Genomic DNA, 26,261 nt, shown 5'->3' on the forward strand with positions numbered 1-26,261 from the left:
AATAAACATCATAAAATAAAGCAAAGGTAATGAAGAAGATTATTTTATGTACCGCGTTAGCCGTAGCGATAGGTACGCCGATATTTGCACAGGAAAAAACGGCTGAAGACCCAGTCGTTATGACGATTGCAGGAAAAGATATTCCTTTATCGGAGTTTCTGTTTATCGCACAGAAAGACAGCGGGGTAGATTTAATGAATAAAAAATCGCTGGAAAACTATGTGACATTATTTAAAAACTTTAAGTTGAAAGTGGCAGATGCCGAAGCAGCCGGCATAGACCAAACGAAAGCCTTTCAGGAAGAGTTGACAACTTATGAATCACAGCTGCGCGCCAGTTTCCTGTCCGATAAACGCGGTGAAGCGTTAGCCATTCGTGAGCTCTATAACAGGAGCAAGGAGATTCCGACAGTCACACAGATATTCTTTCCGTTGCCAAGTCAGACAGTATCGAAAGATACCGTCTCGGTGTATCGCAAAGCAAAAGCCGCCTACGACCGCATCCGAGGAGGGGAAGACTTCGATAAAGTCGGTAAAGAGCTTATGGCCTCAAGTGGAGACAAGGATACCGTTATGTACGAACGTATCGAGTATTTGTATCCTCTTCAAGCAGTAAAGGCATTTGAAAATGCTGTGTTCCGGATGAATGTCGGAGATATTTCCGAGCCCGTACGTACGCCATTAGGTTTCCATATTATCCGTATCGACCGGAAGATTCCGAATCCGGGCAAAGTTCGCGTGGCACATATCTTAGTCGGCCCCGAGCAACAATCGGGCGAAGCTTTTGACACCATCGTGTTCGCTCAAAAGGCCAAAGAAGTGTACGAAAAACTGAAGAACGGAGAAAAATTTGAAGACTTAGTCCCTAAGTATTCCATTGACGGAAGAACGTATGCTACGGGAGGAGCCGTACCTTACTTCGGATTGGGCGAGATGGTCAAACCTTTTGAACAAGCCGCCTTTGCGTTGAAAGAAATCAACGACATTTCCGAGCCGGTTCAAACACGTTACGGCTATCATATCATTAAGTTGTTGGATCGTAAACCTCAAGCCCCGTACGAAGAAGTTGAAAAAGCATATTATAATGCCATGCGGCAGGGAGAATACAACTTCGAACTCTTCTACAGCTATGATGAACGTGAAAAGAAAAAGTTAGGTTATAAACTGAATCAGGAAGCGTATGACGAACTGCAGCGTCTGTGCGATGACTATTTCCCTACCGATACGGCATTCTATAACCGCGCCAGCAAAATGGACAAAGTGCTGATGCATATGAATAATATGGATTTCCCTCAGAAAGAGTTTGCGGAGTACCTTCGTCGTTATCCGTTCTCTACAAAAACGTATTCGGGCGATTTTATGAACGAAGTGTATCGGCTCTTTGTCCGCGATATCATCAACGAGCTCGGACGGCGTAGCCTGAAAGGAAATCATCCGGAGTTTCAACAGCTGCTGAAAGAGTACCGCGACGGTATCCTGTTGTTCGAGATCAGCAACGAACGGGTTTGGAGCAAACCGGTCGAAGACCAGGCCCGACTTGAAGAAGAGTGGATCAAAGAGCTGAACGGTAAATATGACGCAAAAGTCCATTGGAAGGTTCTGAAAAATCTGAAAAAATATATTCGGTGATATAACCCTTTCTACGATGAAACGAAAAACTCCATTGTTGTGGTGTGTATGGGCCGGTTTCTGTATCTTCAGTGCCTGCCGGCCTTCGACCGTAAAGGAAGAGACTGATATCCTGGTAGAGGTCGAAGGACTGACCCTCACACGCAGCGAGGTGGAGAAAGTCATTCCGCAGGGAAGTACGCCGGCCGACAGTCTCCTGATGGCCGAGAACTACATCAAGAAATGGATCACGGATATCTTGATCTATGAAGTTGCCGAGCATAATCTGGGAAAAGACGAAAAGGAGGTCAACCGGCTTGTCGAAGAATATCGCAGGGCATTGCTCCGGCATCGTTATCTGGAAGGGATGGTACACAGCAAACTGTCTGCCGAGATTCGAGAGAATGACAGGCGAAGCTATTATCAGGAACATATTCAGAAATTCATCTTAGACCGGCATCTGATCAAAGGACTTTTTATCAAAGTCCCGGTCGATGCTCCCGGTTTGGAAAATGTACGAAAATGGTATAAATCCGATAAGCTGGACGCCGTAGAGAATATTGAGAAATACAGTATTCAAAACGCATCGATCTACGACTACTTCTATGACCGATGGGTCGATTTCGATGAAGCCTTAGCTAAGATACCGATGCATGTATCGAATAAGGCCCAATTTCTCAAAACCAACCGTTACGTGGAATTCACGGACAGCTCCTACTGTTATTTCCTGAATATCGCCGAACATCTGTTAGCCGGCAATGTTGCTCCTTATGAATATGCGGAACCGCAAATTGAGGAAGAGATGATCAATAAGCGAAAAGTCGAGTTTCTACGAAATTTTGAAGAAGAGCTATACCGTGATGCCGTACGGAAAGGGAACGTCATCTTTTATAATACAAAACCATAAAATATAGAATAAGATGAAAAAAGGTTGGATATGCTTCTTGTTGGCTTGTCATCTAGGCATGGCTTACGGACAGAAGAATGTGATCGATGAGATTGTTTGGGTGGTGGGTGACGAAGCGATACTCCTCTCGGACGTAGAATTTCAGCGCCTGTATATGCAAAACGAAGGGCAACGTTTCGACGGTGATCCATACTGTATCATTCCGGAACAGATCGCGATTCAGAAATTATACTTGAATCAGGCGAAAACCGACAGTGTAGACGTGAGTGAAAGTCAGGTGATCCGTGCTGTGGATCAGTGGATCACTTGGGCGATTAACCAGAGCGGATCGAAAGAAAAACTGGAAGAATACTACAACAAAAAACTGCCACAGATCAAGGAAGAGCGGAAGGTGATGGTACGGGAGCAGCAGATTGTGCAGGAGATGCAGAAGAAGCTGGTCGGTAAAATCAAGCTCACCCCTTCGGATGTGCGCCGTTATTTTCAGCATATCCCGGAGGACAGTCTACCGATGATCCCTACAACCGTCGAGGTACAGATCATCACGATGGAGCCTAAAATATCTTTCGAAGAAACGGATGCCATCAAGGCTCGATTACGCGAATTTACCGAACAGGTAAACAGTGGTAAGATGGAATTTTCAACGCTGGCACGTCTCTATTCCGAAGATCCCGGCTCCGCCTCCCGCGGCGGGGAGATGGGCTTTCTGGGCAAGACAAGCTTGTTGCCCGAATTTGCCAACGTCGCATTTAACCTTTCCGACCCGAAACGCGTCTCGAATATTGTCGAAACTGAATACGGCTATCACATCATCCAGCTGATCGAAAAAAGAGGAGACCGCGTCAATTGTCGGCATATCCTGTTACGCCCAAGGGTATCGGACAAGGAGCTGAACGAAGCAACCGCCCGCATGGATTCGCTTTATGCCGATATCCAAAGCCATAAACTGACGTTTGAAGAGGCGGCAATGTATCTTTCGTTCGACAAGGATACCCGTAACAACAAAGGATTGATGGTTAATCAGAATTATGAAAGCAGTCATGCCGGAACTCCTAAGTTCGAGATGCAGGAGTTGCCGCAGGACGTCAGCAAGGTCGTCTATGGGATGAAGGTGGGAGAACTGTCGAAACCCTTCCGAATGCTGACAGACAAACAGAAAGAAGTGATTGCCATTGTCAAGCTCAAAGCAAGAACGGATAGTCATCGCGCAAACATCACCGACGATTATCAAGTATTGAAAACGCTGGTCGAAAACCGCAAACGAGAAGAATTGCTGAAGGACTGGGTCATTAAACAACAAAAAACAACCTACGTCCGCATTGCCGACGGATGGCGTAATTGCGACTTCCGGTATCCGGGCTGGATCAAAGAATGAAGACTGCCGGCAGATACATCTTGCTCCGTCTTTTGCCGTTCTTTTGCCTCCCTCTTGCCGCACAGCAGGCAGATAGAACCCCTTCTTCAAAAACAAAAGTCTATCTGGAACATGCGGACATGCAATTGTTCGACAAAGAGGTGAACGCCGACCGGCAAGTATTGAGTGGTAATGTCAGTTTCCGTCACGACAGTTCGTATATGTATTGTGACAGCGCTTACTTCTATGAACAAAGCAGTTCGTTAGAAGCATTCGGGTCGGTACGTATGGAACAGGGCGACACCCTGTTTGTCTACGGTAACTACCTCTTTTATGACGGGAATATACAATTGGCTAAGATGCGCGAAAACGTGCGCATGGAAAATATTCAGGCAGACAGCTCGGTCGTAACACTCTTTACCGACAGCCTGAACTACGACCGCGCCGCCAATATCGGCTATTATTTCGAAGGAGGAACAATTGTAGACGCTCAGAACGAGTTGTCCTCCTTCTACGGTCAATATGCTCCGGGCACAAAGATCGCCGTCTTTAACGATAGCGTGCGACTTCAAAACGAAAAATTCACATTATATTCCGACACGTTGCAATACAGTACGGAAACGAAGATCGCGACGATTCTGGGGCCGTCGGTCATCGTATCGGACAGCGGTAAGATATACACCTCAAAAGGCTGGTACAACACGGTCGAGAATACGGCGCTGCTCTTAGACCGTTCGCAAATCGTCTCCGGCAACCGTCTGCTGACAGGCGACTCGATCTCCTATAAGCGGGAGGTGGGCTTTGGCGAAGCTTTTGGCAATATCTTCTTGCAGGACACGGCACAAAAAATTATTTTCGAAGGACAGTACGGGTTTTACGACGAAAAGAACGAATACGCATTTGCGACCGACAGCGCCCGTTGCCTCGAATATTCGCAAGGCGATACGCTTTATATGCATGCCGACACGTTCGAAATGATGACGGTCGATTCGACGGTGCGAATTGTCAAAGCTTATCACGGTGTGCGTTTCTTCCGCGCCGATTTGCAGGGAGTCTGTGACTCGATGCAGTTCAGCACGAGAGATTCGGTTTTATATCTGTACACCGACCCCGTACTGTGGAGCGGAGAGTATCAGCTCTATGGCGATACGATTGCCGTCTATATGAAAGACACGACCGTCGATTATGTGCATGTGATCCGTTTCGCCTTCTCCATTCAGCATCTTGACTCGTCCTGCTTCAACCAGTTGAAAGGAAGTGATCTGAAAGCCTATTTCGAGGGACGTGCCGTCCGTAAGATTCATATCGACGGCAATGCCGAATCCATATTTTATCCGTTAGAGAAAGACGGGAGCATGGTGGGGATGAACGAGACGAAGAGCAGCTATATGACGATCTGGTTGAAAGAAAACAAAATCGACAAACTTCTTATCTGGCCGTCGCCGCAAGGCACTCTGACCCCCATCCCTCAACTCCATCCCGAGCAAAAAACACTCAAAGACTTTTACTGGTACGACTATATGCGTCCTCTCAATAAAGACGATATTTACACGCCGGTACGAAGAAAAACGCAGGACATACCCAAACGAAGCGATAAATTTCGTAATTTAGCCCCCGAATAATCGATAGGGACAATCATGGGAATGTTTTCTTTTTATAACGTGCGCAAGCCTCGGCAGTTCGAGCATAAACCGATTTATTGGGATCCCCGCAAGGAAAATCTCGAGAAACGAATTCATCGGGTAAAAATGGAAATGGGTGTCGAAGAAACCGATTACGAACAATATAAAGAGGCTATCAGAGGCAGTTTCATCGAAGGGACGACCCACCTGAAAAAAAGCAAAACAAAAGGAGACGACGTGCGCAATCGCATATACAAGAATATGCGTTTGCTGCTCATTCTGGCCATTCTTTCCCTCATTTTCTGGTTCTTATACATTCGTCAATGAGCGACATCATCCACCTATTACCCGATCATATCGCCAACCAGATCGCAGCCGGCGAAGTCATTCAACGACCTGCCTCGGTCGTAAAAGAGCTGATGGAGAACGCAGTCGATGCCGAGGCGACGGAGATCATCGTAAATATCAAGGACGCAGGGCGTACGCTTGTACAGGTGACAGACAACGGCAAAGGCATGTCGGAGACCGATGCCCGCATGGCTTTTGAGCGTCACGCCACCTCGAAGATTTCGGATGCAAAAGACCTCTATGCCTTGCGCACAATGGGCTTTCGCGGCGAGGCGCTGGCCTCGATCGCAGCAGTGGCGCAAGTTGAATTGCGCACGAGGGCAAGAGACGCCGAACTGGGAACGAGGCTCTCGATCTGCGGCTCCGTGCTCGAATCCATCGAAGCCGATGCCTGCATCCAAGGAGCTATTTTCTCGATTAAAAACCTGTTCTACAATGTTCCGGTACGCCGTAAGTTTCTCAAATCGAACGAAACGGAATTTCGCAACATCATGACCGAGTTCGAGCGCGTTGCACTCGTGCATCCGCCGATTGCCTTCAAACTCTATCACAACGATACGGAGGTGATGAACCTGCCGGCATCGGGGCTGCGTCAACGCATCGTAAACGTATTCGGCAAAAGTTTTAGTCCCAAACTCCTCCCGCTCGAAAGCGCAACTTCGCTCGTGAAAATCGAAGGATTCATCGGACGGACGGATACCGTGCGCCGACGCGGGTACCAGAACTATTTCTTCGTCAACGGGCGATATATGCGGCATCCGTATTTCCACAAAGCCGTCATGCACGCTTACGAGCCGCTGATACCGGCCAGCGAATATCCTGACTATTTCATTTACATAACGTTAGACCCTTCTGAAATCGATGTAAATATCCATCCCACCAAAACGGAGATCAAGTTCGAAAACGAACAGCCTATTTGGCAGATTCTTTCGTCGGCCGTACGGGAAGCGCTGGGCAAATCGAATTCCGTACCGAGCATCGACTTCGATACCGAAGGCGCCATCGATATCCCGACATACAACCCTTCGATGCAGGGACGTGTTCGCCCCCCTGTCGTGCAGGTCGATACGAAATACAATCCGTTTCAGATATCACATCGGCCGTCTTATCCCGAACGGAATTGGGAAATGCTGTATCAGGATTTTGAAAAAGGACGCAAAGACACCTCCGAAGAGATGGGACTATCTTCCGATATTTCCTCGCGTGAACCGAAGCCGGAAAGTCTGTTCCCCGACGTTTCCTCTCCTTGCTTCCAGTATAAAAACCGCTATATCATCACTTCGCTGAAATCGGGGCTGGTACTGATCGACCAACATCGGGCGCATGTACGGATTCTGTACAATCAATACATCCGCAACGTCAGACAGCAGAAAGCCGCCTCACAGCAGATGCTCTTCCCCGAACTCGTCGAGCTTACACCTGCCGAAGCCGCCTTGATTCCGAACTTGATGGACGACCTGCGCCGGCTGGGCTTCGACCTCAACCCGATGGGAAACAACAGTTACTCGATAACGGCGCTCCCGGCCGGAGTGGAGGAAAACAATCCCGCCGAACTGCTCAAAGACCTCGTCCATTGTGCGGCCGAATTGTGCGGCGCGATCGGCGACGAGATGGCCGAAGCTCTTGCGCTCTCGCTGGCCCAATCGGCTGCCATACGTCCGGGAAAACCGCTCTCCGTCGAAGAAATGGAAGCGATGATGGCCGCCCTGTTCTCGTCCGAATCGAATCGCCTGACTCCCGATGGAAAACCCATCCTCTTTATCCTGACGGATGATGAACTTGCCTCGCACTTCAAGAGCTGACAACGAAAAGACACCAATCCCTCACGTGGATTGATGACAACCCCCTTTGCGGGAGACAAATCACAACTATGATCTATTAAAAACAATTTGCAGGAGATAATTCACAACTGTGATTTATCAGAAACAATTTGCGGGGAATAAATCTTCACACAGATTTTTTCGTTTTACCGCTCTTCCCCCACCTTTGAAGGGATAACATCCCCCTTCGCTTCGCTCTTCCCCACCTTTGAAGGGGGGGATGTTCCTCTGCGTTCGGTCTTTTGTCATTCAGAGCGTAAGCGAAGAATCTCTTTCCTTTTCCGGGGCGAGATTCCTCACTGTGTTCGGAATGACAAAGGAGGCGTTCGGAATGACAAAGGGGGGTATTTGCATCCATTTGCGCCCATTTGCGAAATTTGCGTTCGGTCTTTTGTCATTCAGAGCGTAAGCGAAGAATCTCTTTCCTTTTCCGAGGCGAGATTCCTCACTGTGTTCGGAATGACAAAGGAGGCGTTCGGAATGACAAAGGGGGGGTATTTGCATCCATTTGCGCCCATTTGCGAAATTTGCGTTCGGATAATCCGGCATAACAATTAACCATTAACAATTAACAATTAATTTGTCATTCAGAGCGTAAGCGAAGAATCTCCTTCTGTCACTTTTGGCTTGACCCAAAAGTAACCAAAAGGTCAAGGCTTCGTGCGCTTCACACGCCTTCGCGACGCTCGCAGGTCGGAAAATCAGGTAACTCGCTTCGCTTCGGACAGCCTGATTTTCTTTCGCCCTGCTCGCTGCTCCGTCGGCTCACCGCCGGAAATCAATTGTCAATGGTTAATTGTCAATTGTCAATTGTCATGCCAGGTACATGGTGTAGAGACGCAATTTTATTCTAACAATTTGCTCACGCTCGGCATAGCTCGAATAAATTCGGCTCTGCTCTCGCTTACTCGCAAAAGTCATTGCGTCTCTACGGTGCGTACAGCGTTGATTTGCGCCATTTGCGTTCGGATAGCCGAAGGTGTTCGGACAAACCCGACACCACACAAAAAAAAAGGGCGAACAGATGGTTCGCCCCTACACGGCATACCGAACGTTGTCAGCATGCTATTTGAAACCGGTGAAAATTATGAAAATTATGGACAAGACAAGCGCCCTGCTTTTGATGTTCGCAGAGGCCTTAGAGGTTTTTCTTGCGTAACTCAAAGTCTCGTCCCAGATACTTCTCGCGCACAATTTCGTTGGCTGCCAGCTCTTCGGCCGTGCCTTGAAAGAGTACTTTCCCTTCAAACAGCAGATAGGCGCGGTCGGTGATGCTTAACGTTTCGTGCACATTGTGGTCGGTGATAAGGATGCCGATGTTCTTATGCTTGAGACGGGCGACGATGGTCTGAATATCCTGCACGGCGATGGGGTCTACACCGGCAAACGGCTCGTCGAGCATGATAAATTTCGGGTCGATGGCCAGACAGCGGGCAATCTCCGCCCGACGGCGCTCGCCGCCCGACAAGCGGTCGCCCAGATTCTTGCGTACCTTCTGAAGACCGAACTCCTCGATCAGGTTTTCCATCTTCGCCCGTTGATACTCCCTCGGCTTGTCGGTCATCTCGAGTACGGAACGGATATTGTCTTCGACCGTCATCTTGCGAAAAATCGAGGCCTCCTGCGCCAGATAACCGATTCCGAGACGGGCGCGCTTATAGACGGGATAACCGGTGATCTCCGTATCGTCCAGAAAGATTTTGCCCTGATTGGGAGTGACCAGCCCCACGCTCATATAGAACGTCGTCGTTTTACCTGCCCCGTTAGGGCCGAGCAACCCGACGATCTCGCCCTGCTTTACATTGATCGATACGTGATTCACCACCGTGCGTGTGCGGTATTTCTTCACCAAATCTTCGGTGCGGAGCATCATTTGCTGTTCATCCATCGGTTCTGATTTTTTTACCCGCTGCAAAGATAGGATATTTTTGTATCTTTCGGCCGTAAATCATACGTATCAACACGCATGCTATCATACAACTTTATCATGACGAACCTAAAAGCATTTCAAGATTATTACCCCGAAGCCTTCGGGCACTGTTTCGGCTGCGGCGCGGAGAATCCGCACGGGCTGCATATCAAAAGCTACTGGAACGACGATGCGAACGATGCGACCATCGCTTTCTACACCCCTCAACCGTATCATACGGGCGGTTATCCGGGATATGTGTACGGAGGACTCATTGCCGCCATCCTCGACTGTCACGGCAACGGAACGGCAGCAGCAGCCGGTTACCGCTTTCACGGACGAGCGATGGGCAGTCTGCCCGCGCTCCGCTACGTGACGGCCTCTCTTCAACTCGATTACCTGAAGCCTACTCCCATGGGGATGACGCTTGAACTCCACGCGCGAATTCTCGAAGTTACCGCCCGGAAGGTTCGCATGGAGCTATGGCTTACAGCGGCCGGCGTCGTGACCGTCAAAGCGCAGATGGTCTCGGTTGCTTTGCCGCCGAGCCCTTGAAAAGTATTTGCCCCGGAAGCAGCAGATACGAACTTCTAAGTTCGTGTGCCGTCCCGGGGCAAAACCCAAATAAATAAAGAAGTCTACGGTTTTACGTTTTCATCTGAGCCTTTTGCAGCTTCTGGGTAAGTAACGGCACGACCTTCGTCAGGTCGGCCACGATACCGAGGTCGGCCACGTGGAAGATCGGCGCGAACTTGTCTTTATTGATGGCAATGATATAGTCCGACTCTTCCATACCTGCCAGGTGCTGGATGGCGCCTGATATGCCACAGGCAAAGTACACGTCGGGGCGAACGGTTTTGCCCGTCTGTCCGACTTGCCTTTCGTGATCGATCAGGCCGGCATCGACCATCGCGCGAGACGAGGAGACCTCTGCACAGATCGACGAAGCCAGCGCTTCGAGCAGTGAAAAGCCGTCCTTGCTGCCTACGCCGCGTCCGCCGGATACCAAGATTTTGGCTTCGGTAATATCTACCAGACTCTTTGGTTTCTTTTCTTTTTTGACTAAACGTACCTTGAACGCCGAGGCATCAAACTGCATGTTTACGTTTACGATCTCTCCTGTACGGTTCTTGTCGGCCGGGCGACGGCGCATCACTCCGGGGCGAACGGTCGATATCTGCGGACGATGTTCCTTGCAGACAATCGTCGCCATCAGATTTCCGCCGAACGCGGGGCGCGTCATCAGCAGGTCGCGCTCGTCCGAAACGGCCAGCGCCGTACAGTCGGCCGTAAGCCCGGTCTTTACCCGTGCCGAGACACGCGGGCCCAAATCGCGCCCGATCGTCGACGCTCCGATAAGCAGGACTTCCGGCTTGTAGGTCTTGATCAGGTGGGTAACGGCTTGCGTGTATGGCTCCGTCAGATAATCTTTCAGTTCGGGCGAGTCGATGACCAGCACCCTGTCGGCGCCCGCTTCGATCAGGCTCTGTGCCAAGGGGGATACTTGATCGCCGAGCAACAGCGCCGTGACGTCTTCACCCACAGCTTCGGCCAACTCGCGCGCTTTTCCGATCAGTTCAAAAGCTACGTTTTTGATTTCGCCTTCCCGTTGTTCGGCAAAGACGAAGATTCCTTTATATTCTTCCTTGTTCATGATGTAATCACAATAGCGGGGTTAGATGATGAATTTTTCCTGCAATTTCTCAAAAATAATCTGTGCGCCTTCTTCGGGAGATACTTCATGCAGCACTCCCATCGCTTTCGCTCCCTTGGTGAACGATTTGGCTACCCTTGTCGGAGAGCCTTTGAGACCGATCTGTTCCGCGTCCACACGGATATGATCGAAACCCCACACTTCAATTTCCCGCTCGTAGGCAGTCATGATGAGCCGTACATTCATATAGCGCGGCGGCTCGGCCGCCGAAATAACGGTGAACAGACAAGGCCGACCGACTTCGAGTATCTCGTACCCTTCTTCCGTGCTTTTGGTGACGGTGAACGTCTCGTCCCCGTCATATTCTACGTGTTCCACATACGTAACCTGCGGCAATCCGAGATGTTCGGCAATCTGCGGACCTACCTGCGCCGTGTCGCCGTCAATCGCCTGCCTTCCGGAGAAGATGACATCGAAAGGGATGTTTCGCAGGGCGGCAGCCAGCGTGTACGATGTTGCCCACGTGTCGGCTCCGCCGAATTTCCGATCGCTAAGCAGGATGGCACGGTCTGCGCCCATGGCATACGCTTCGCGAAGAATCGCTTCGGCCTGCGGCGGCCCCATCGTAAGGACCGTAACATGCGCCCCGAACTTGTCTTTCAGGAGCAATGCCTGTTCCAGTCCGCACTTGTCGTCCGGATTCATGATGCTCGGCACCCCGTCGCGGATAAGCGTTCCTTTCACCGGATCGAGTTTGATTTCCGTCGTATCCGGAACTTGTTTGATACAAACAACGATATTCATAATGTATTATTTTTTCTTTTTTAGTAGGTTGGAGGCAATCACAAGTCGCTGTACTTCGGATGTACCTTCGTAAATCTCGGTAATCTTCGCGTCGCGCATCATCCGTTCTACCGGATATTCGCGGGTATAACCGTATCCGCCGTGATACTGGACAGCTTTGATGGTCATATCCATCGCTACCTCGGCACAATACAGCTTGGCCATGGCCGAATCCATCGTATAATTCATCTTCCGATCTTTTTTCCACGAGGCTTTTCGTACCAGCAGGCGAGCCGCTTCGATGCGCGTTGCCAGATCGGCGAGCTGGAACTGCGTGTTCTGGAACTGACCGATGGATTTACCGAACTGCTTTCTCTCGGTCACGTATTTTACCGTCTCGTCCATGGCGCCTTGCGCTATTCCCAATGCCTGCGATGCAATCCCGATACGTCCTCCGTCGAGCGTCTTCATCGCAATCTTGAAGCCGTTGCCTACCGTGCCGAGCATGTTTTCCTTCGGAACGATGCAATGCTCAAAGATCAGTTCGCATGTGGCCGATCCCCGTATCCCCATTTTCAATTCTTTCTTTCCGATGCTGAATCCGGGCATACCTTTCTCTACGATGAAAGCCGTGATTCCTTTCGTGCCAAGACTTTTATCCGTCATGGCGAAGATGACATATACATGGGCATACTCGGCATTGGTGATAAATATTTTATTCCCGTTGAGGATGTAGTGATCGTCTTCCTCCTCGGCGAAGGTCTGCTGTGCGGCCGCATCCGTTCCGGCATTTGGCTCGGTCAGCCCGAAGGCACCGATCCACTCGCCCGAACAAAGTTTGGGCAGATACTTTTTCTTCTGCTCTTCAGTGCCGTGCTCATAGATGGGGGCGGTGCACAGCGACGTATGCGCCGACAGTACGACTCCCGTGGTAGCACACACTTTCGACAGTTCTTCGACCGCCATGGAATACATCTGATTTGTGGCTCCCGCTCCGCCGTACTCTACCGGAAAAGGAATGCCCATCAGCCCGATTTTCCCCATCTTACGCACGGTCTCTATCGGGAAACGCTCCTGCTCATCGATTTCCGCAGCCAGCGGTTTCACCTCTTTCTCGGCAAAGGTGCGAATCATCTGGAGGAACAAGGCCTCCTCACGTGTCTGATTAAAATCCATACATTTCTATCTTGGTCTGTTGATTTTATTTCATTGCCCAGATTTCGTCGTCGGTAGGGATCTGAATATGCGGTGACACCTGTGCAACGCGTGTGATATTGAGCAAGTGTTTGTAGGTAAAGTTCTCCGAGATGGAATTATTTCCCCAGCTTCCGCATCCCAGCGTGGTGGTCACGGACAACCCATTCTGAATCGACCCGCCGGCAGTGATGGAACAAGGTGCATTGACAATCAGGCGTGAGACGGAGATTTCCATTCCGGCTTTGATGATATTGGCCTGATCGTTCGAGTGGATACCTGCCGTATGGCCGCTGCCTTCGAGGTTCAAATTCGTCTTTGCAATATCGATGGCTTCTTCAAAATAATTATACGGGAAGCAGGCCATGACAGGGCACATCTTCTCTTTACATATCATATCTTCCTGGCCGACTCCATGAGCCTGCACGACCAGTACCCTGGTTCCTTCAGGAACGGAGATACCTGCTTTTCGACTGATCATTTCAACACTCTGCCCTACGATGTCGCGACAAAGAGCGCCGTTATTGAAGATGGCATTCACGACTTTCTCACGGTCTTCTTCGGGTACGAAATATGCACCGTGCTTTACGAAAGATTCAAAAACTTCCTGTTTATCTTTCGCATGATAGATAAAACTCTGCTCGCCCGAACAAATGATGCCGTTGTCGAAAGCACGCCCCGTGATAATCTTGTCGGCTGCTTCGTCGTAATCGATAAAACGGTCCAGGATCACCTGTACGTTGCCGGCTCCCACGCCAAACGACGGTTTGCCCGACGAATAGGCCGAATGTACCATCTGCATGCCTCCGGTAGCCACCACCACATCGACGGAAGCCATAAGTTCCTGCGTTTTTTCGATGCTTGGCTCTTCGATGATCTGAATCAGTCCTTCGGGAACGTTATAATTGCGTAGACACTCGATGATTTTGTTGACCGTGTATGTCGAACAATTTTTGGCTTTGGGATGCGGTGCTACGATGATGGCATTCTTCGTCTTCAACGCGAAAGCGATATTAGCCATCGGGGTCACAATCGGGTTTGTCATTGGTGTGATGGCAGCAACGACTCCTACGGGCTTGGCTATTTTGATCAGTCCTGTTTTGTCATCGATATCCATCACTCCCATCGATTTTTTACCTTGCAGGTTACTCCATACGCCTTTTGCCTTATTTCTGTTTTTGGCGACCTTGTGTTCGTACACCCCCATCTGCGTCTCGTCGATGGCCATTTGCGCCAATAATTCGGCACGATCATATACGACTTTGGTCGCTGCTTTTACGACTTCGTCGACCGTGTCCTGATTAAATCTTTCCTGATACTCCTTCTGTGCCGCGCGAGCCCGAGCGATCATTTCTTTAATTTCCATAGTGTTGATGATTTAATATAACGTTTGATAAATGGTTTCCATCTCATCCTGAGTCAATGCCACGTAATTATTGGCCAGCAGACGCTGCTGTGTTTTCACAACAGACTCGGCGAAGCCTTTTACTTCTTCGGGTTTCATGCCGTATTCCCGGAGCGGCCGTTTCTCGATCAGACAACCCAGCAACTTATCTAACTCGGGGAACACCTCTTCAGGGCTACAGTTCAGTCGTTCCCCGATTTTTTTGTTCAGCTCTGCAATGCTTCCTTCCGGGTTCTTGGCCTGATACATCTTGAAGACCTCGGTAAAAAACTGATAGTTTGCTTCGCCGTGTGGTACATGATACGTGCCTCCGAGCGGATACGAGAGCGCATGTACGGCGCCTACCCCGGCATTCCCGAAAGCGATTCCCGCGAAGTTGCTGGCCATGATCATCTCGCCCATTTTCTCGAAACGGCAGTCCTGCCCTTTGGCAGCAATCTCTTTGAACACATCGAGAATGATGTTCCAGGCGGCCTCGCTGAAAATCCGCGTGTACGGGTTCGCTTTGGGAGAGACATAGGATTCAATCGCATGTATCAACGCATCAATAGCGCTGCACGCATAAAATTTGAACGGCAGTCCTCGCAGTAACTCCGGAATGATGACGGCGTCGTCGGCCAGAATTGTATCGTCGGCCAGTCCCATTTTCGTATGACGGCTTTTGATTTCGGCGATGGAGAGATTCGTTACTTCGCTGCCTGTTCCGCAAGTAGTCGGAATGATAACCAACTGTTTTTCTTTGATAAGCGATATCTTACGGTCGAACGCCTCCGATACATTCTTGAGTCCTTGCAGTACGAAGAGCTTCGAGATGTCGATCACCGTTCCTCCGCCAATGGCAATGACCCGTGTATAGCGCAGATTCGCCACATCATTCAGCATGCTGTTCATCATTTCGTCCGACGGTTCTCCCAAACCGTACTTCTCCTGCATGATAAAGCGGCAGGGAAGGGCGCACGATTTCATGTAAGGCTCATACAGAAACTCGTTGGTAATAACAAGGTCATTCTCGCCGAGAGCAAATGTTTTCGCAAAATCACCGAATGATTCGAACCGGTGAATCGTTGTTTTTAATTTGAATAGTTGCATATTCGTAATATTTTGAATGATACGTATCGGACTTAATGAAATCGCTGTTGATAAAATGCTTCCAATTCTTCTCTGAAATCGGGATGAGCAATCTTGATCAATGCCTTGGCGCGTTCGCGGAGCGATTTGCCTCTCAGACGGGCGACTCCGTATTCGGTCACCACGTAATCCACATCGTTGCGCGAGGTTGTGACCGTGGTGCCTTCGGTCAGTGTGGCTACGATCCGCGAAGTCGTACCGTTTTTTGCCGTCGAAGGCATGGCCATGATGCTTTTTCCGCCTCTCGACCACATGCTGCCACGTACATAATCTACCTGACCGCCCGTCCCGCTGATTTGCTGCAAGCCAATGCTCTCCGACGAAACCTGACCGGCAAGATCGACCGAAAGACAACTGTTGATGCTGATCATCCGATCGTTTTGCGCAATTACCCGAGGGTCATTCACATAATCCGACGGATACATCTCCACGTCGGGGTTATGATTCACAAAGTCATACAACGCCTGCGTCCCCATCAGGAACGTTGCCACCATTTTATTCGGATGTAACGTTTTTGCCTTTCCGTTGATTACACCGTTTTTGACTAACTCCAGCACTCCGTCCGAGAACATCTCCGAATGGATCCCCAGATTTTTCTTGTCTTTCAGGAAAAGAAGCACGGCATCCGGAATCGCGCCGATACCCAACTGAAGGGTTGCTCCGTCCTCGATCAGAGTAGCACAGTTTCTCCCGATGGCCTCCTCTACCTCGGTGATACGAGGAGGCGCAATCGTGTAAAGCGGATAGTCGGCTTCCACGATACAGTCGAGCTTCGACAGATGAATCAGGTTATCTCCTCCGATGTACGGCATCTGCTCGTTGATCTCGCCGATCACTAACCGCGCATGTTCGGTTGATGGCTTCGAATAATCCGACGATATGCCGAAGCTGCAATTCCCGTCCTCGTCAGGGGGTGAGAGCTGTACGATGGCGACATCGACGGGGATGAGTCGCTCACGAATCATGCGGGGCACTTCGGAAAGGAAAGCCGGAAGAAAATCGACCCGCTTCTCTTTGATCGCCGAACGCGTATTCGCCCCAATAAAACTCGCGACATGGCGGAAAGCCTCTTCCATCCCTGGTTCCGTATATTTTGCTTCGCCCAGAACTAACATGTGATAAATGCCGACGTTTTTGAAATACGTAGAGTTTCGTACCAAGGCATCGACACACATCTGCGGCACTCCGGCGGCATGACCCAATGATACCAGCTCATTGTTGCGAATCTGTCTGACGGCTTCGTCAGCCGAGACAATTTTGTTACGATAGGTTGTTTTCCATTCCATTGTTATAAATTCGATTCATGGGTTTTTCGAAGGATCCGTTTTGCTTCATCGAGCAGTGCCTGACTGACGCCATAGTCGGTTTCCACGCGGATCGTTTCGTCGCTCAGCGCTTCGCGAAGGATTTTCTGCACGACGTGCTCGAGCGTTTCGCAGGCCGAAGGACAATATCGGCATGCTCCGGTGAAAGACACTCTGACGACCGACCGGAAGATCCCCGTCAGTGTCAAGTCTCCACCGTGACTGCGCAGGAGAGGGCTGACCTTTTCGCGCAGCACGGCAGTGACGGCCTCTTTCTCGATGAATCGTTCCGTTTCCTTCACGTTCTTATTGGTCTAACGATTCGTCGATGCGGGCGATGGTGCGCGCCATTTTCTTCTTGGCCTCCAGATCGCCCTGACGTGCGATCATGATGCGTTGTGCTTGCGGCGATCCGGCTCCGTGCAGTGACTCCGTACGGTAGCCGACGGCAGCCGTCCCCAATGTTAAATTCTCAATCAGACGCAGGATACGCATCCGGTTGGTGGTGTCTTTACCTTTTGCTCCGGCCAGATATTTACGGACGATATCGCCCGTTTCTTCCGAGTGCAAGTCCCGTTCCGACGGCATGGTGACCATCAGTCCACCGGCAATATCTTCGGCCAAACGGGTGATTTCATACGGGAAACGGGTCACATTCTGTTTGCAGACATTGGCCAGCAGCAGGTCGATCATATAATTTCCGGCCGGCATCTTCACCCCTTCCGACGAGCAGGCGATTCCACAGGCATACAACGTCTCGTTCAGGTGAATCATCTCAATGAGTTTATCTTTGATATGCGATGCTTTGGGTACGCCGTTATAATCGGCAGCCAGAGCGGCCGCGCCAATCAGGACGTCGCCCACACCGACCTTGCATCCTCCGTATGACTGGCGGTGATACCCGGCGAAACGCTCGACCATCATGCCGGCAAACTGATATTCTTTACACATAAATACTCGCTCGTTGGGGATAAATACATGGTCGAACACGACGAGCGCTTCGTGCCCTCCGAACATCGGATTGCCGAGGTCAATGTCGGCGCCTTCTTCCATCTTGCGCGTGTCGCACGACTGACGTCCGTAGATCATCGTGATTCCTTCGGCATCGCTCTCGATGGCAAACGATACGGCATAGTCGGCGTCGGCTTCTTTCATGGCGATCGTCGGCATAATCAGGTGCTCATGCGAGTTTACGGCTCCCGTCTGGTGGGCCTTGGCACCTGTCACCACGATGCCGTCAGGTCTTACTTCGTTGATATGAACATATAGATCGGGGTCTTCCTGTTGCGATGGCGAGAGTCCTCGGTCGCCTTTCGGGTCGGTCATTGCCCCATCGACTACGAGGTCGTTATCCTGTACATATTTCATGTATTCCACAAAGCGTTTGTGGTATTCTGTGCCAAGGGCTTGATCCATTTCGTAGGTCGTTGAATAGATGGCATTGAAGGCATCCATTCCGACGCATCGCTGGAAACAACTTGCAGTCTTCTGTCCGAGCAGGCGTTGCATTTTCACTTTCTTCTTCAAGTCTTCGGGGCTTTGATGCAGATGGCAGAACCGGTTGACCGTTTTGCCGGTCAGGTTCGATGTCGCCGTCATGATATCCTTGTACTCCTCCATTTCGGCCAATTCATACGTCATGGCGATGGAGTTGAGCGACGGCCTGATTACCGGATGATCGACTGGATTATGAATCCGTTCACCCATAAAATACACCTTCAGGTTCAGCTTCCTGAGGCTTTCCACGTACTCTTCTCTTGTCTTCATGTATATTTCTTTTTATAAGTTAAAAAATGTCCGGTTTGCCCGATTCTTCCATTGCGAAGAAGAACAAAAAGGATATACTTCGCCTCCACACCGATTCCGGAACGACGCGACTCTTCCTTACGTCGACACAGAACAAGGTCTGTTGCGTTACACACCCATCCGAAGACCTCGTGTACACACCACGAACCTGTCTTCTCGCAATAGATTCAACAATTATATCTATTCAAATATGTTGCAGTCTTTTCCATTCCCTGTTCCCCAAGAATGAAAAAAAGTCGCCCAGGCAGGTCTTCTGACTTTTTCAAGGTTTTGCGATCTTCCCGTAGCCTTGATGTGGCATACAGTGATCAAAAAGAATGCAAAACCATTCTACTGAAATTACAGCTGAGGGTACAGTTCCGGACTCGCACCGGATTCCCTTTTCAATCCATCATCCATGAACGCATGATGAATCACCTGTGACGGGGACAAAGGAAATCAGTATTTTCCGATCGAACAAGAATAAATGAAAAAAAATGACATCCGACCCTCTCTTTTAGATCGATTCCATATTTGTTTTCTGTCTGAAAGAGGATGAAGATATGCTAATAAACAAGTTATTGTAAGCGAGCGTAACGGAACGGAAGTTGCTCGTTGAGGATAGTGTCGGCCGGTGCTATCGTTGCTCCGGACTGTTCTTTGCAGTTCATCCGCCGTGTCTGGTAATATGCGGCTCTGCCGGCTTTTTGCCTCCGTCGGAGGGCGCTACATACGGTCTTTTTGCGAAAATCTAAGCCGTACATGATTGCTGACCGACACAAGGAAATTATTCGAATTCTATGTCGTTATCACCTTGTGCCACGCCTCCTCATACGTCTGCCAAGTCATGTTTTTCATCTCCATATCGACTTGTGAACTTGTTGTCAATACTGTAAACTGGCTCCCACATCGATTTATCAGATAAAAAGAAGAGTTTTTTATATTTAAGTGGCCAGAAAAAAGAGAAAGCAAAAAAGATTATTTTCTTCGCTATAGCTCATTTACTCAATGATTCCATTTTTAGTTTGTATAGAAAATTCCGCCATCCTTTCCATAAAAGAAAGAATGAAGGAATGTATAACATTACTTAGTCTTTAAGAGAAAAAGATTCACTATTAACCGACTAAAATCAAAATCCATCGGCTTTTATCTGTAATTAGTTAATATACATGCATTTATCATTTCTTTTTCTGTTTTTCAAAAGCTGCCTCCTTCTAAAATAAAGATAATTGAACATTCGAAGGGTTTTTATTTTTACTTTTAGTACGTTTGGAGTAGGCTTTACGTCCTTCTGTCACCACCCAAATTAAATCCAAGTGACTAATCAAGTGTATCCGCACCAATGCCGCGATGGTTGAAAACGCCTTTTTGCTCCCCGGACAAGACTCGCACCACGTTTAACAGCAAATGGGCAATCAGCGTGCACCAGACCTGTGTCTTTATCCCGTTTTCCGTTTCCGAGTAGAAGAAGTGCAGTTGAAAGTTTTGTTTCAGTTTTTTGAATGTCAGCTCTATAGTCCACCTGTATTTGTAAATCAAAGCGACTTCTTCGGGCGCTATCTCCCAGTTGTTGGTGATAAACTTGTATTTCCTGCCTTTTTCGTCCTTGTAATAAACCAAACGCAGACAAAGAGTCTCTTTTTTCTTTCCCCGTTTATAATCCAGGTGGATATGTTCTATTTTGTAAACACCGGATTCTTCTTTTTTGAGTTCCTTCTCGAACAAGACTTCCTGTAATTGAGATTTGGCATTGTCTTTCAACCGGCAGACAAAGTTGACCCCCTCTTTTGTCCGGTCGGAAAACAGACAATAGAAATTGTACGCCTTGTCGAAGACCGGCATGCTGCCTTTCGACGGATTCAGGTGGGACAGAAACTTCTTGTCGTGCATTTTCGCCTCGCTGATGGTGGCGAAAACGGCCGTGTCGGCGTGTACGTCGGTCAGCATGTGGACTTTCAGCCCGCCTTTCTTCTTCCCGTCGTCCTTGGGGTTGCGCCCCACACCTTTCATGATGTCCGAAAACAAGGTCACCGTAGTGGAGTCAAAGGCGTAAAACTCCTCGAAACCCACGTCCTTTTTCCGGCTGACCGACAAAAGCGGACAGAAATAGGCTATCAAAGCAAAGTAATACAACCTGAAAAGCTCTCCTCTCGCGCAAGGCGTCACCCGCCGTACTCTTCGCCGGTGCACAATCCATGTTCAGGTAATTCAGCTTGCCTTCCAGCGCCCGCATACCGTCGCAGACTTCGCCCATAGAATCGCAGCGGGAAAATATCCCGAACAACATCACGATAAGTTGATCCCACGAAAAGAATGCCTTATAATAACGGTCTCTGCCGCATTGTCGTACCAAGATGTCAAACTGCTCACGCGGAAGTATTTTTACGATTTGTTTGAAAATCGGCTGACCAACTAATTTCTTTGTATTATCTTTGCCCATAGTTGAGAATTTGCGTTGCAATACAAATTTACAGCTTTGGGGGCAATGCTTCGGTGGAGCCCCTTATTTTTATTCTAAACTTTTGTCGGTCAGTAATGAAAAAGGTTATTTTAATTTGGCGCCAATAGCCACATAGCTATTTCCCTCTCCTCTGCTTTTTAACTTTCCATTTACATAAATTTCTAATGTTACCAATGCTGTTTTATCATTACAGTAAGCAACTAACTGTACTTCCCAGTCTTTTGTAACAAATTCACCTTCCCATTGATCTTTAATGATTAGACCACCAGACTTGTACCCATATATTCTTACAGGTACACCGGAAGTATTACAAAAGACTTTCATAGTCACTTGGTTTTCTTTCTTCTCCTTTTTTGCATATCCGTTTTCTTTCTCACAACTACATAATACCATACTGTATATCATAACTGTGAATAAAGTAAAAAGAAGTTGTGATTTTTGTGATTTCATAATTGAATATGATTTATCTTATCGTACAGAAATGCCAAATGTAACGATACCTGTATTGTATGTATAAACCTCATGAAATACCCCTTTCCAAAGAACATTTTCAATAATAGGATCATAAAAATAGATGCGAACACTTCCTAAGTGATCAGACGCCTCTTTTCTTCTAACAATTACTTTCTTCTTCTCTCTGATACTGTTTGTTTCTGTTTTTTCAGTCTCTACACCCCCATTTATATTAATTTTTCCAAGACCTAAACCTACTTTTACGTCTCCTTTAAATTTGTCCATTTGTACACGAGTGGTCTCATATTCATTTTCATATGTATTTTCTATACTTTCATCTTCTTCTAAAATTGTTACATATCGGTAAATCGATTCTTCTGCAAGGTGCCATTTGCCAAATGATATTCTATTGGGTGTCAAATTCACTCTTTTGGCAGTAAATTTATTAGGATCTATTTTATATATATGTTTAGAATGTCTAAAGAAAGTATGGTGTATATACTCATAGTCAATATGAAAGTCCCATATTTCATCTGGTCTCAACGGTATATATACGATATAAGGATGTTGATTTGTCGATGTTACTATTTCAAATCGAAATTCATATGCACCTTTTGTCCACATTCTATCTACTAATTCCGCCTCGGAAAGTTCACGTTTCATATTAACGATTTCATCTTCTTTAATATAGGGGTCTTTATTAGGAGATGGTGAATCTCGCTGATCTGATATTTTAAAGTAGGTTTTGGGATTTATTTCTAAAAAAGAAATGTATTCTGATATAGATCGATTTAGACTTCCTGATGTTTTTTGAGGTGTTATTCCATAATAAATATAGTCACGTTGAAGTGCTTTTTGATTAACACTTCCATCATTAGTATAAAAATACTCAAAAGCTTCCAACTCTTTCTCTCCAACTATATCACTTCCTACCCAAGCCGATCTTGTATCCACTGCTTCCGAATTATTCCCTCCATCAAAGTTTGGAGATTTGAAAATAATAGACTTGCGATTTGTTCCGGTATTCATACTTCTAACCCTTTTTGCTTTTGTGCTTCCGGTTGAAGCAAGCATTTCACTCTCTTCATTTACAGCTACAACTCGACTATTTTCATTTACCACAAATACATGAAAGCTTGGCACTTCCCCTTTTTGGAGGCTTAATTCTTTTTTACCATTTAAATAAAGCGATGTCTCGGAATCTCTAGATATTGCTACTGGAATTTCATTGTCTTCAGTGTTCAAATTCTCTGGTTCTACTTTAAACAGAGCAATTTTGGGAACCAAAATATTTAATAAAGATACATTGGTTTCAATTTCTCTGATTATCTTATCCGAAGAATAGGAAACAAGGATATCTCGGAAGGATTTTCCGTTGATGGTTTCTTCTTTTACAAGCTCGTATAAGACATCATAGTTTTTGTCAAATTGCTTTAGGGACTCTTTTTTCAAAAATGCGCGTACATCTTCTCTTTCATAGACAGCCTTTGAAAGCACTTCTGCAAATTGCACGAGATATTTTTCCGTCTCATCTTCATTTGCATTTCTCAACATTACTCTTTCTGCTTTTTCTCTTTCGGAGGCATTGATGCCATCCTCTAAAAGGGCATTATCAGAACAAGAATTCAATAAAAGTAGAAAAACTCCTACCATTCTTCCTACACAAAAAAACATTTTTTCATACTGGTTTAATTATTAATTTTAAAAAATAATAATACATCTATTCGATTCAAATATGTTGCAGTCTTTTTCATTCCCTGTTCCCCAAGAATGAAAAAAAGTCGCCCAGGCAGGTCTTCTGACTTTTTCAAGGTTTTGCGATCTTCCCGTAGCCTTGATGTGGCATACAGTGATCAAAAAGAATGCAAAACCATCCTACTGAAATTACAGCTGAGGGTACAGTTCCGGACTCGCACCGGATTCCCTTTTCAATCCATCATCCATGAACGCATGATGAATCACCTGTGACGGGGACAAAGGAAATCAGTATTTTCCGATCGAACAAGAATAAATGAAAAAAAACGACATCCGACCCTCTCTTTTAGATCGATTCCATATTGTTCTTCTGTCTGAAAGAAAGTTCAGAGTGTTGTTATACAGGGTTCGCAAGACTTGAAATCGCCTGCGCTTCATCCGATGTTTTCAGCCCTCCGGCCAATGTGCCGCTGTTTTCTACCGGGTTTGCGTTGGAGCTTTCACAGCCATCAGTTTTTCAGCGTTCGGATTTTACCGTAAGTTTAATGGCTATTCTTGACTACACCGGCTCTCATTGTGCTTGTTGATGAATTGTCACGATTGCCGGGAGATAAGCTACCCGATCCAGACTGATCCAAAGCGTTCGCTCTTTCCCCGTATCGTTCTTTTGCAGCACGACGGCCAATTCATGACCCGCTGTCCCGACAACGTACCAATCGCCTTCCATTGAGTCGTCATACAGATTGAAAGGAGGCTTCAATTTATTGTAAAGCACAGTGTCTACGTCTTCAAAGCGTAGTCTTAATCGAGAAATACCGGCGGAGGTGCTAATCTTGAAGAGTGTGGTAGATGCATAATCTCCTGCAACGGTTACTTCGTTTTTATCCACTTCGATTTTAGGCATGTTTTCGCCGGGTGAGTCTTTAATAAATCACCCCAATAGGCTTTATAATTTATTATGATTTATGTTGATAAAGGAAGTTTCTGATGCCATGTTTATGTGGCTTCTTGAAGGGCTTGTTGCAGAGGTCAATGGTTGTTGCACCTGAATATTTGGGGATATGTCTGTAGGGAAGACTCAGATTGAAGAATCGTTCTTTTTAATGGCTGGACTCTTGAGCCTTTTATTACCGAGAGAAGTTCCTTTAATATTATTTAGTCCTGCATTTATTTGCGCCGTTTGCGTTCGGATATCGTCATTCGTAATTGATCTTAGCCGTCAGCATTCAGCCAACAATTCAACAAATCAACGCCCGAAAGGCTTCGCTTTTCACGATTCACTTTTCGTTTCCACTAATATAGATTCACAACCTATGTCTTTTTCGGAGTAGAAAAGAAGAAGGGAGAAGTCTGTTAAATCACAATATAATCAATAGCTTACAGAAAATATTGTATTTGTGTGAGTATGTTGATGCTGTTACTGCAAAGGGCAGCCAAGGATACTCTCCCTGACTGCCTTTTAAGGTTGATTATGCCTTTTTTAGTTCACGATCGACATCGTATCAATCGGGATGATCAGAGTCAATACTTGTTGATCCAAAAGAGCTATGGTATCCATACCGCCTTTATAACGATAAATATTATCTTTAACCTCACGGAACCTATCGTAGAAATCCATTTTTAATCCGTAATCCGCATTATCCCATAAAGATATTTTTTTACCGTTATATAAAACATCTTTTTTATAATGGATAAGAAAAGGCCCTTGGATAGTTACATTCAGACTGTCCGCGTCCGTGGAAACATTCGACTTCCACTTCACGGTATACTTGTGTAATTCCGATTCATAAGTACCCCAATACGTATTGACTTTCAAGTTTATCATCATCTCGTCTCCATAGCCCAATGATTCGGGAACATAATCATCGATATGACTGCCATCTTTTTTTACGGAAATCAATTCAATCGTATTTTTACCTTTGCCAAGATTCAATAGATGGCCGGATTTATCGCAATACAGTACTTTTATACGAGCATTGTGGGAAACGGCCTGTACTACCCCCGAGTCAGAACAATTGCAGCAAATTGCTATAAGAATGCCTGCACTTAATATATTTCTAAATAATTTTTTCATATTCCGTTTCATCTACCTATAACCGACATTTTTACTTTGTATCTGAAAAACAATTTATGGTATTGTTAAACACATATAGCTAGCTCGTTGTTTAGTTTTAGAAAAAGTAATTTTAGGGATTTTTCTATCATATGTTTTGCCTTACTATAACACTTCCCTTTTCGTTTGAACCTTGCTAAATAATGCCTTATTCTGCTATTATAACCTTCGACTGTATAAGTTTCTGCCTTCGTTTGAATGTGTTTTACATTAGGAAGAAATTCCTTATAGCTCTTCCAATAGTCAGAATAATACACAGATGCAGGAATGTTTTTTATCTTCTTCCAAAGCTTCATCCCTGTATCTGTGCTTCTGTCCCCACAGACAAAAGAGATAAATCGTTTTCCAAATCGATCAACAGCAATCCATACCCAACAGTAGTTTTTTTTGAACCTATATATGTGTGCATCTCATCTAATTCAACAACTGAAACAGGTTCCTCTTTTTGTGGTAAAGCCACCCTTTCACCCCATTCTTTTACCCAATAGTAAACAATTGTATGACTTATTTTCAATATGCGTCCGATTGCTCTAAAACCTAAGCCCTCCAAGTACATCTCCAAAGCTAATCTACGAGTAGCAGCTGATTTTGTATTAGATTTCTGTTGAACAGTATAACGATAATGACAATCTTTACAATAATGGCGCTGACGACCACCGACAATGCCATCTTTACGATGATTTATGCTTCCACATCTTGGACAATCCATAGTTTTTTTC

The 26,261-nt window shown here is 46.9% G+C and carries 24 protein-coding genes and 2 riboswitches; of the genes, 7 read left to right on the forward strand and 17 right to left on the reverse strand.

Annotated elements, in window-relative coordinates; translation table 11 throughout:
- Positions 1-29: 29 nt before the first annotated feature.
- Genes Tanf_RS13125 through mutL form a run of 6 tightly spaced genes read left to right on the forward strand, consistent with a single transcriptional unit; the run spans position 30 to position 7,640 of the window.
- Positions 30-1,628: a foldase protein PrsA gene (locus tag Tanf_RS13125; protein ID WP_014224852.1), complete on the forward strand. Its 1,599-nt coding sequence runs from the start codon at positions 30-32 to the stop codon at positions 1,626-1,628.
- A 16-nt stretch (positions 1,629-1,644) separates the two neighbouring features.
- Positions 1,645-2,514, forward strand: a complete 870-nt coding sequence (locus Tanf_RS13130; protein WP_046472583.1) for a peptidylprolyl isomerase — start codon at positions 1,645-1,647, stop codon at positions 2,512-2,514.
- Positions 2,515-2,527: 13 nt separating this feature from the next.
- On the forward strand, positions 2,528-3,889 hold the full coding sequence (locus Tanf_RS13135) for a peptidylprolyl isomerase (RefSeq protein WP_046826169.1): 1,362 nt from the start codon (positions 2,528-2,530) through the stop codon (positions 3,887-3,889).
- Entirely contained in the window at positions 3,886-5,490 is a 1,605-nt protein-coding gene (locus Tanf_RS13140; protein ID WP_014224849.1) for an OstA-like protein, read from the forward strand. Before Tanf_RS13135 ends, Tanf_RS13140 begins: the two co-directional genes overlap by 4 nt.
- A 15-nt stretch (positions 5,491-5,505) precedes the next feature.
- Positions 5,506-5,817 carry a hypothetical protein gene (locus Tanf_RS13145; protein ID WP_014224848.1) on the forward strand — a complete coding sequence of 104 codons (312 nt, stop codon included), beginning with the start codon at positions 5,506-5,508 and terminating at the stop codon, positions 5,815-5,817.
- Positions 5,814-7,640: a DNA mismatch repair endonuclease MutL gene (gene mutL, locus Tanf_RS13150; RefSeq protein WP_046826170.1), complete on the forward strand. Its 1,827-nt coding sequence runs from the start codon at positions 5,814-5,816 to the stop codon at positions 7,638-7,640. Before Tanf_RS13145 ends, mutL begins: the two co-directional genes overlap by 4 nt.
- Before the next feature lie 1,156 nt (positions 7,641-8,796).
- Here the strand turns inward: mutL and lptB are convergent.
- Positions 8,797-9,546 carry an LPS export ABC transporter ATP-binding protein gene (gene lptB, locus Tanf_RS13165; RefSeq protein WP_046826173.1) on the reverse strand — a complete coding sequence of 250 codons (750 nt, stop codon included), beginning with the start codon at positions 9,544-9,546 and terminating at the stop codon, positions 8,797-8,799.
- A 99-nt stretch (positions 9,547-9,645) separates the two neighbouring features.
- Here lptB and Tanf_RS13170 point away from each other — a divergent pair, with 99 nt between their 5' ends.
- Complete coding sequence (locus Tanf_RS13170; protein WP_014224845.1) at positions 9,646-10,122, forward strand: PaaI family thioesterase; 477 nt, start codon at positions 9,646-9,648, stop codon at positions 10,120-10,122.
- Positions 10,123-10,213: 91 nt separating this feature from the next.
- Here the strand turns inward: Tanf_RS13170 and Tanf_RS13175 are convergent, their stop codons facing one another.
- From Tanf_RS13175 to Tanf_RS14530, 16 genes are all read right to left on the reverse strand, one after another.
- Positions 10,214-11,221 carry an electron transfer flavoprotein subunit alpha/FixB family protein gene (locus Tanf_RS13175; protein ID WP_014224844.1) on the reverse strand — a complete coding sequence of 336 codons (1,008 nt, stop codon included), beginning with the start codon at positions 11,219-11,221 and terminating at the stop codon, positions 10,214-10,216.
- Between the two features lie 21 nt (positions 11,222-11,242).
- Positions 11,243-12,025, reverse strand: a complete 783-nt coding sequence (locus Tanf_RS13180) for an electron transfer flavoprotein subunit beta/FixA family protein (RefSeq protein WP_014224843.1) — start codon at positions 12,023-12,025, stop codon at positions 11,243-11,245.
- A 6-nt stretch (positions 12,026-12,031) separates the two neighbouring features.
- Entirely contained in the window at positions 12,032-13,180 is a 1,149-nt protein-coding gene (locus Tanf_RS13185; protein WP_014224842.1) for an acyl-CoA dehydrogenase, read from the reverse strand.
- 25 nt (positions 13,181-13,205) lie between these two features.
- Complete coding sequence (locus Tanf_RS13190) at positions 13,206-14,564, reverse strand: aldehyde dehydrogenase family protein (protein ID WP_046826174.1); 1,359 nt, start codon at positions 14,562-14,564, stop codon at positions 13,206-13,208.
- Between the two features lie 12 nt (positions 14,565-14,576).
- Positions 14,577-15,692 (reverse strand): 4-hydroxybutyrate dehydrogenase, encoded by a 1,116-nt coding sequence (locus Tanf_RS13195; protein ID WP_046826175.1) that lies wholly within the window; start codon positions 15,690-15,692, stop codon positions 14,577-14,579.
- A gap of 32 nt (positions 15,693-15,724) precedes the next feature.
- A complete protein-coding gene (locus tag Tanf_RS13200; RefSeq protein WP_014224839.1) occupies positions 15,725-17,017 on the reverse strand; it encodes an acetyl-CoA hydrolase/transferase family protein in 1,293 nt (430 codons plus the stop codon).
- Positions 17,018-17,019: 2 nt separating this feature from the next.
- Entirely contained in the window at positions 17,020-17,337 is a 318-nt protein-coding gene (locus Tanf_RS13205; protein WP_080948651.1) for a NifU family protein, read from the reverse strand.
- Positions 17,338-17,341: 4 nt separating this feature from the next.
- Positions 17,342-18,802, reverse strand: a complete 1,461-nt coding sequence (locus tag Tanf_RS13210) for a 4-hydroxyphenylacetate 3-hydroxylase family protein (protein ID WP_014224837.1) — start codon at positions 18,800-18,802, stop codon at positions 17,342-17,344.
- Between the two features lie 265 nt (positions 18,803-19,067).
- Positions 19,068-19,277, reverse strand: a riboswitch (cobalamin riboswitch).
- A gap of 121 nt (positions 19,278-19,398) precedes the next feature.
- Positions 19,399-19,584 carry a hypothetical protein gene (locus tag Tanf_RS13215; protein WP_041590741.1) on the reverse strand — a complete coding sequence of 62 codons (186 nt, stop codon included), beginning with the start codon at positions 19,582-19,584 and terminating at the stop codon, positions 19,399-19,401.
- A gap of 556 nt (positions 19,585-20,140) precedes the next feature.
- Positions 20,141-20,890 carry an IS4 family transposase gene (locus Tanf_RS13220; protein WP_041590740.1) on the reverse strand — a complete coding sequence of 250 codons (750 nt, stop codon included), beginning with the start codon at positions 20,888-20,890 and terminating at the stop codon, positions 20,141-20,143.
- On the reverse strand, positions 20,862-21,260 hold the full coding sequence (locus Tanf_RS13225; protein WP_046826176.1) for a DUF4372 domain-containing protein: 399 nt from the start codon (positions 21,258-21,260) through the stop codon (positions 20,862-20,864). The genes Tanf_RS13220 and Tanf_RS13225 overlap by 29 nt, the downstream gene beginning before the upstream one ends.
- 105 nt (positions 21,261-21,365) lie before the next feature.
- Entirely contained in the window at positions 21,366-21,731 is a 366-nt protein-coding gene (locus tag Tanf_RS13230; protein WP_041590738.1) for a hypothetical protein, read from the reverse strand.
- Positions 21,732-21,749: 18 nt separating this feature from the next.
- Complete coding sequence (locus Tanf_RS13235) at positions 21,750-23,387, reverse strand: hypothetical protein (RefSeq protein WP_046826178.1); 1,638 nt, start codon at positions 23,385-23,387, stop codon at positions 21,750-21,752.
- A 118-nt stretch (positions 23,388-23,505) separates the two neighbouring features.
- A riboswitch (cobalamin riboswitch) is annotated at positions 23,506-23,715 on the reverse strand.
- Between the two features lie 285 nt (positions 23,716-24,000).
- Positions 24,001-24,333 carry a hypothetical protein gene (locus Tanf_RS13240; RefSeq protein WP_046826179.1) on the reverse strand — a complete coding sequence of 111 codons (333 nt, stop codon included), beginning with the start codon at positions 24,331-24,333 and terminating at the stop codon, positions 24,001-24,003.
- Positions 24,334-24,909: 576 nt separating this feature from the next.
- Positions 24,910-25,503: a hypothetical protein gene (locus Tanf_RS13245; RefSeq protein WP_140230684.1), complete on the reverse strand. Its 594-nt coding sequence runs from the start codon at positions 25,501-25,503 to the stop codon at positions 24,910-24,912.
- Positions 25,504-25,568: 65 nt separating this feature from the next.
- Positions 25,569-26,251 (reverse strand): IS1 family transposase gene (locus Tanf_RS14530; RefSeq protein WP_369057636.1). Its coding sequence is split into 2 segments (ribosomal slippage): positions 25,569-25,891 and positions 25,891-26,251, totalling 684 coding nucleotides; the frame shifts between segments, so codons are not numbered across the junction.
- Between the last annotated feature and the right edge of the window lie 10 nt (positions 26,252-26,261).

The organism is Tannerella forsythia, from assembly GCF_001006485.1.
Taxonomy (GTDB): Bacteria; Bacteroidota; Bacteroidia; order Bacteroidales; family Tannerellaceae; genus Tannerella; species Tannerella forsythia.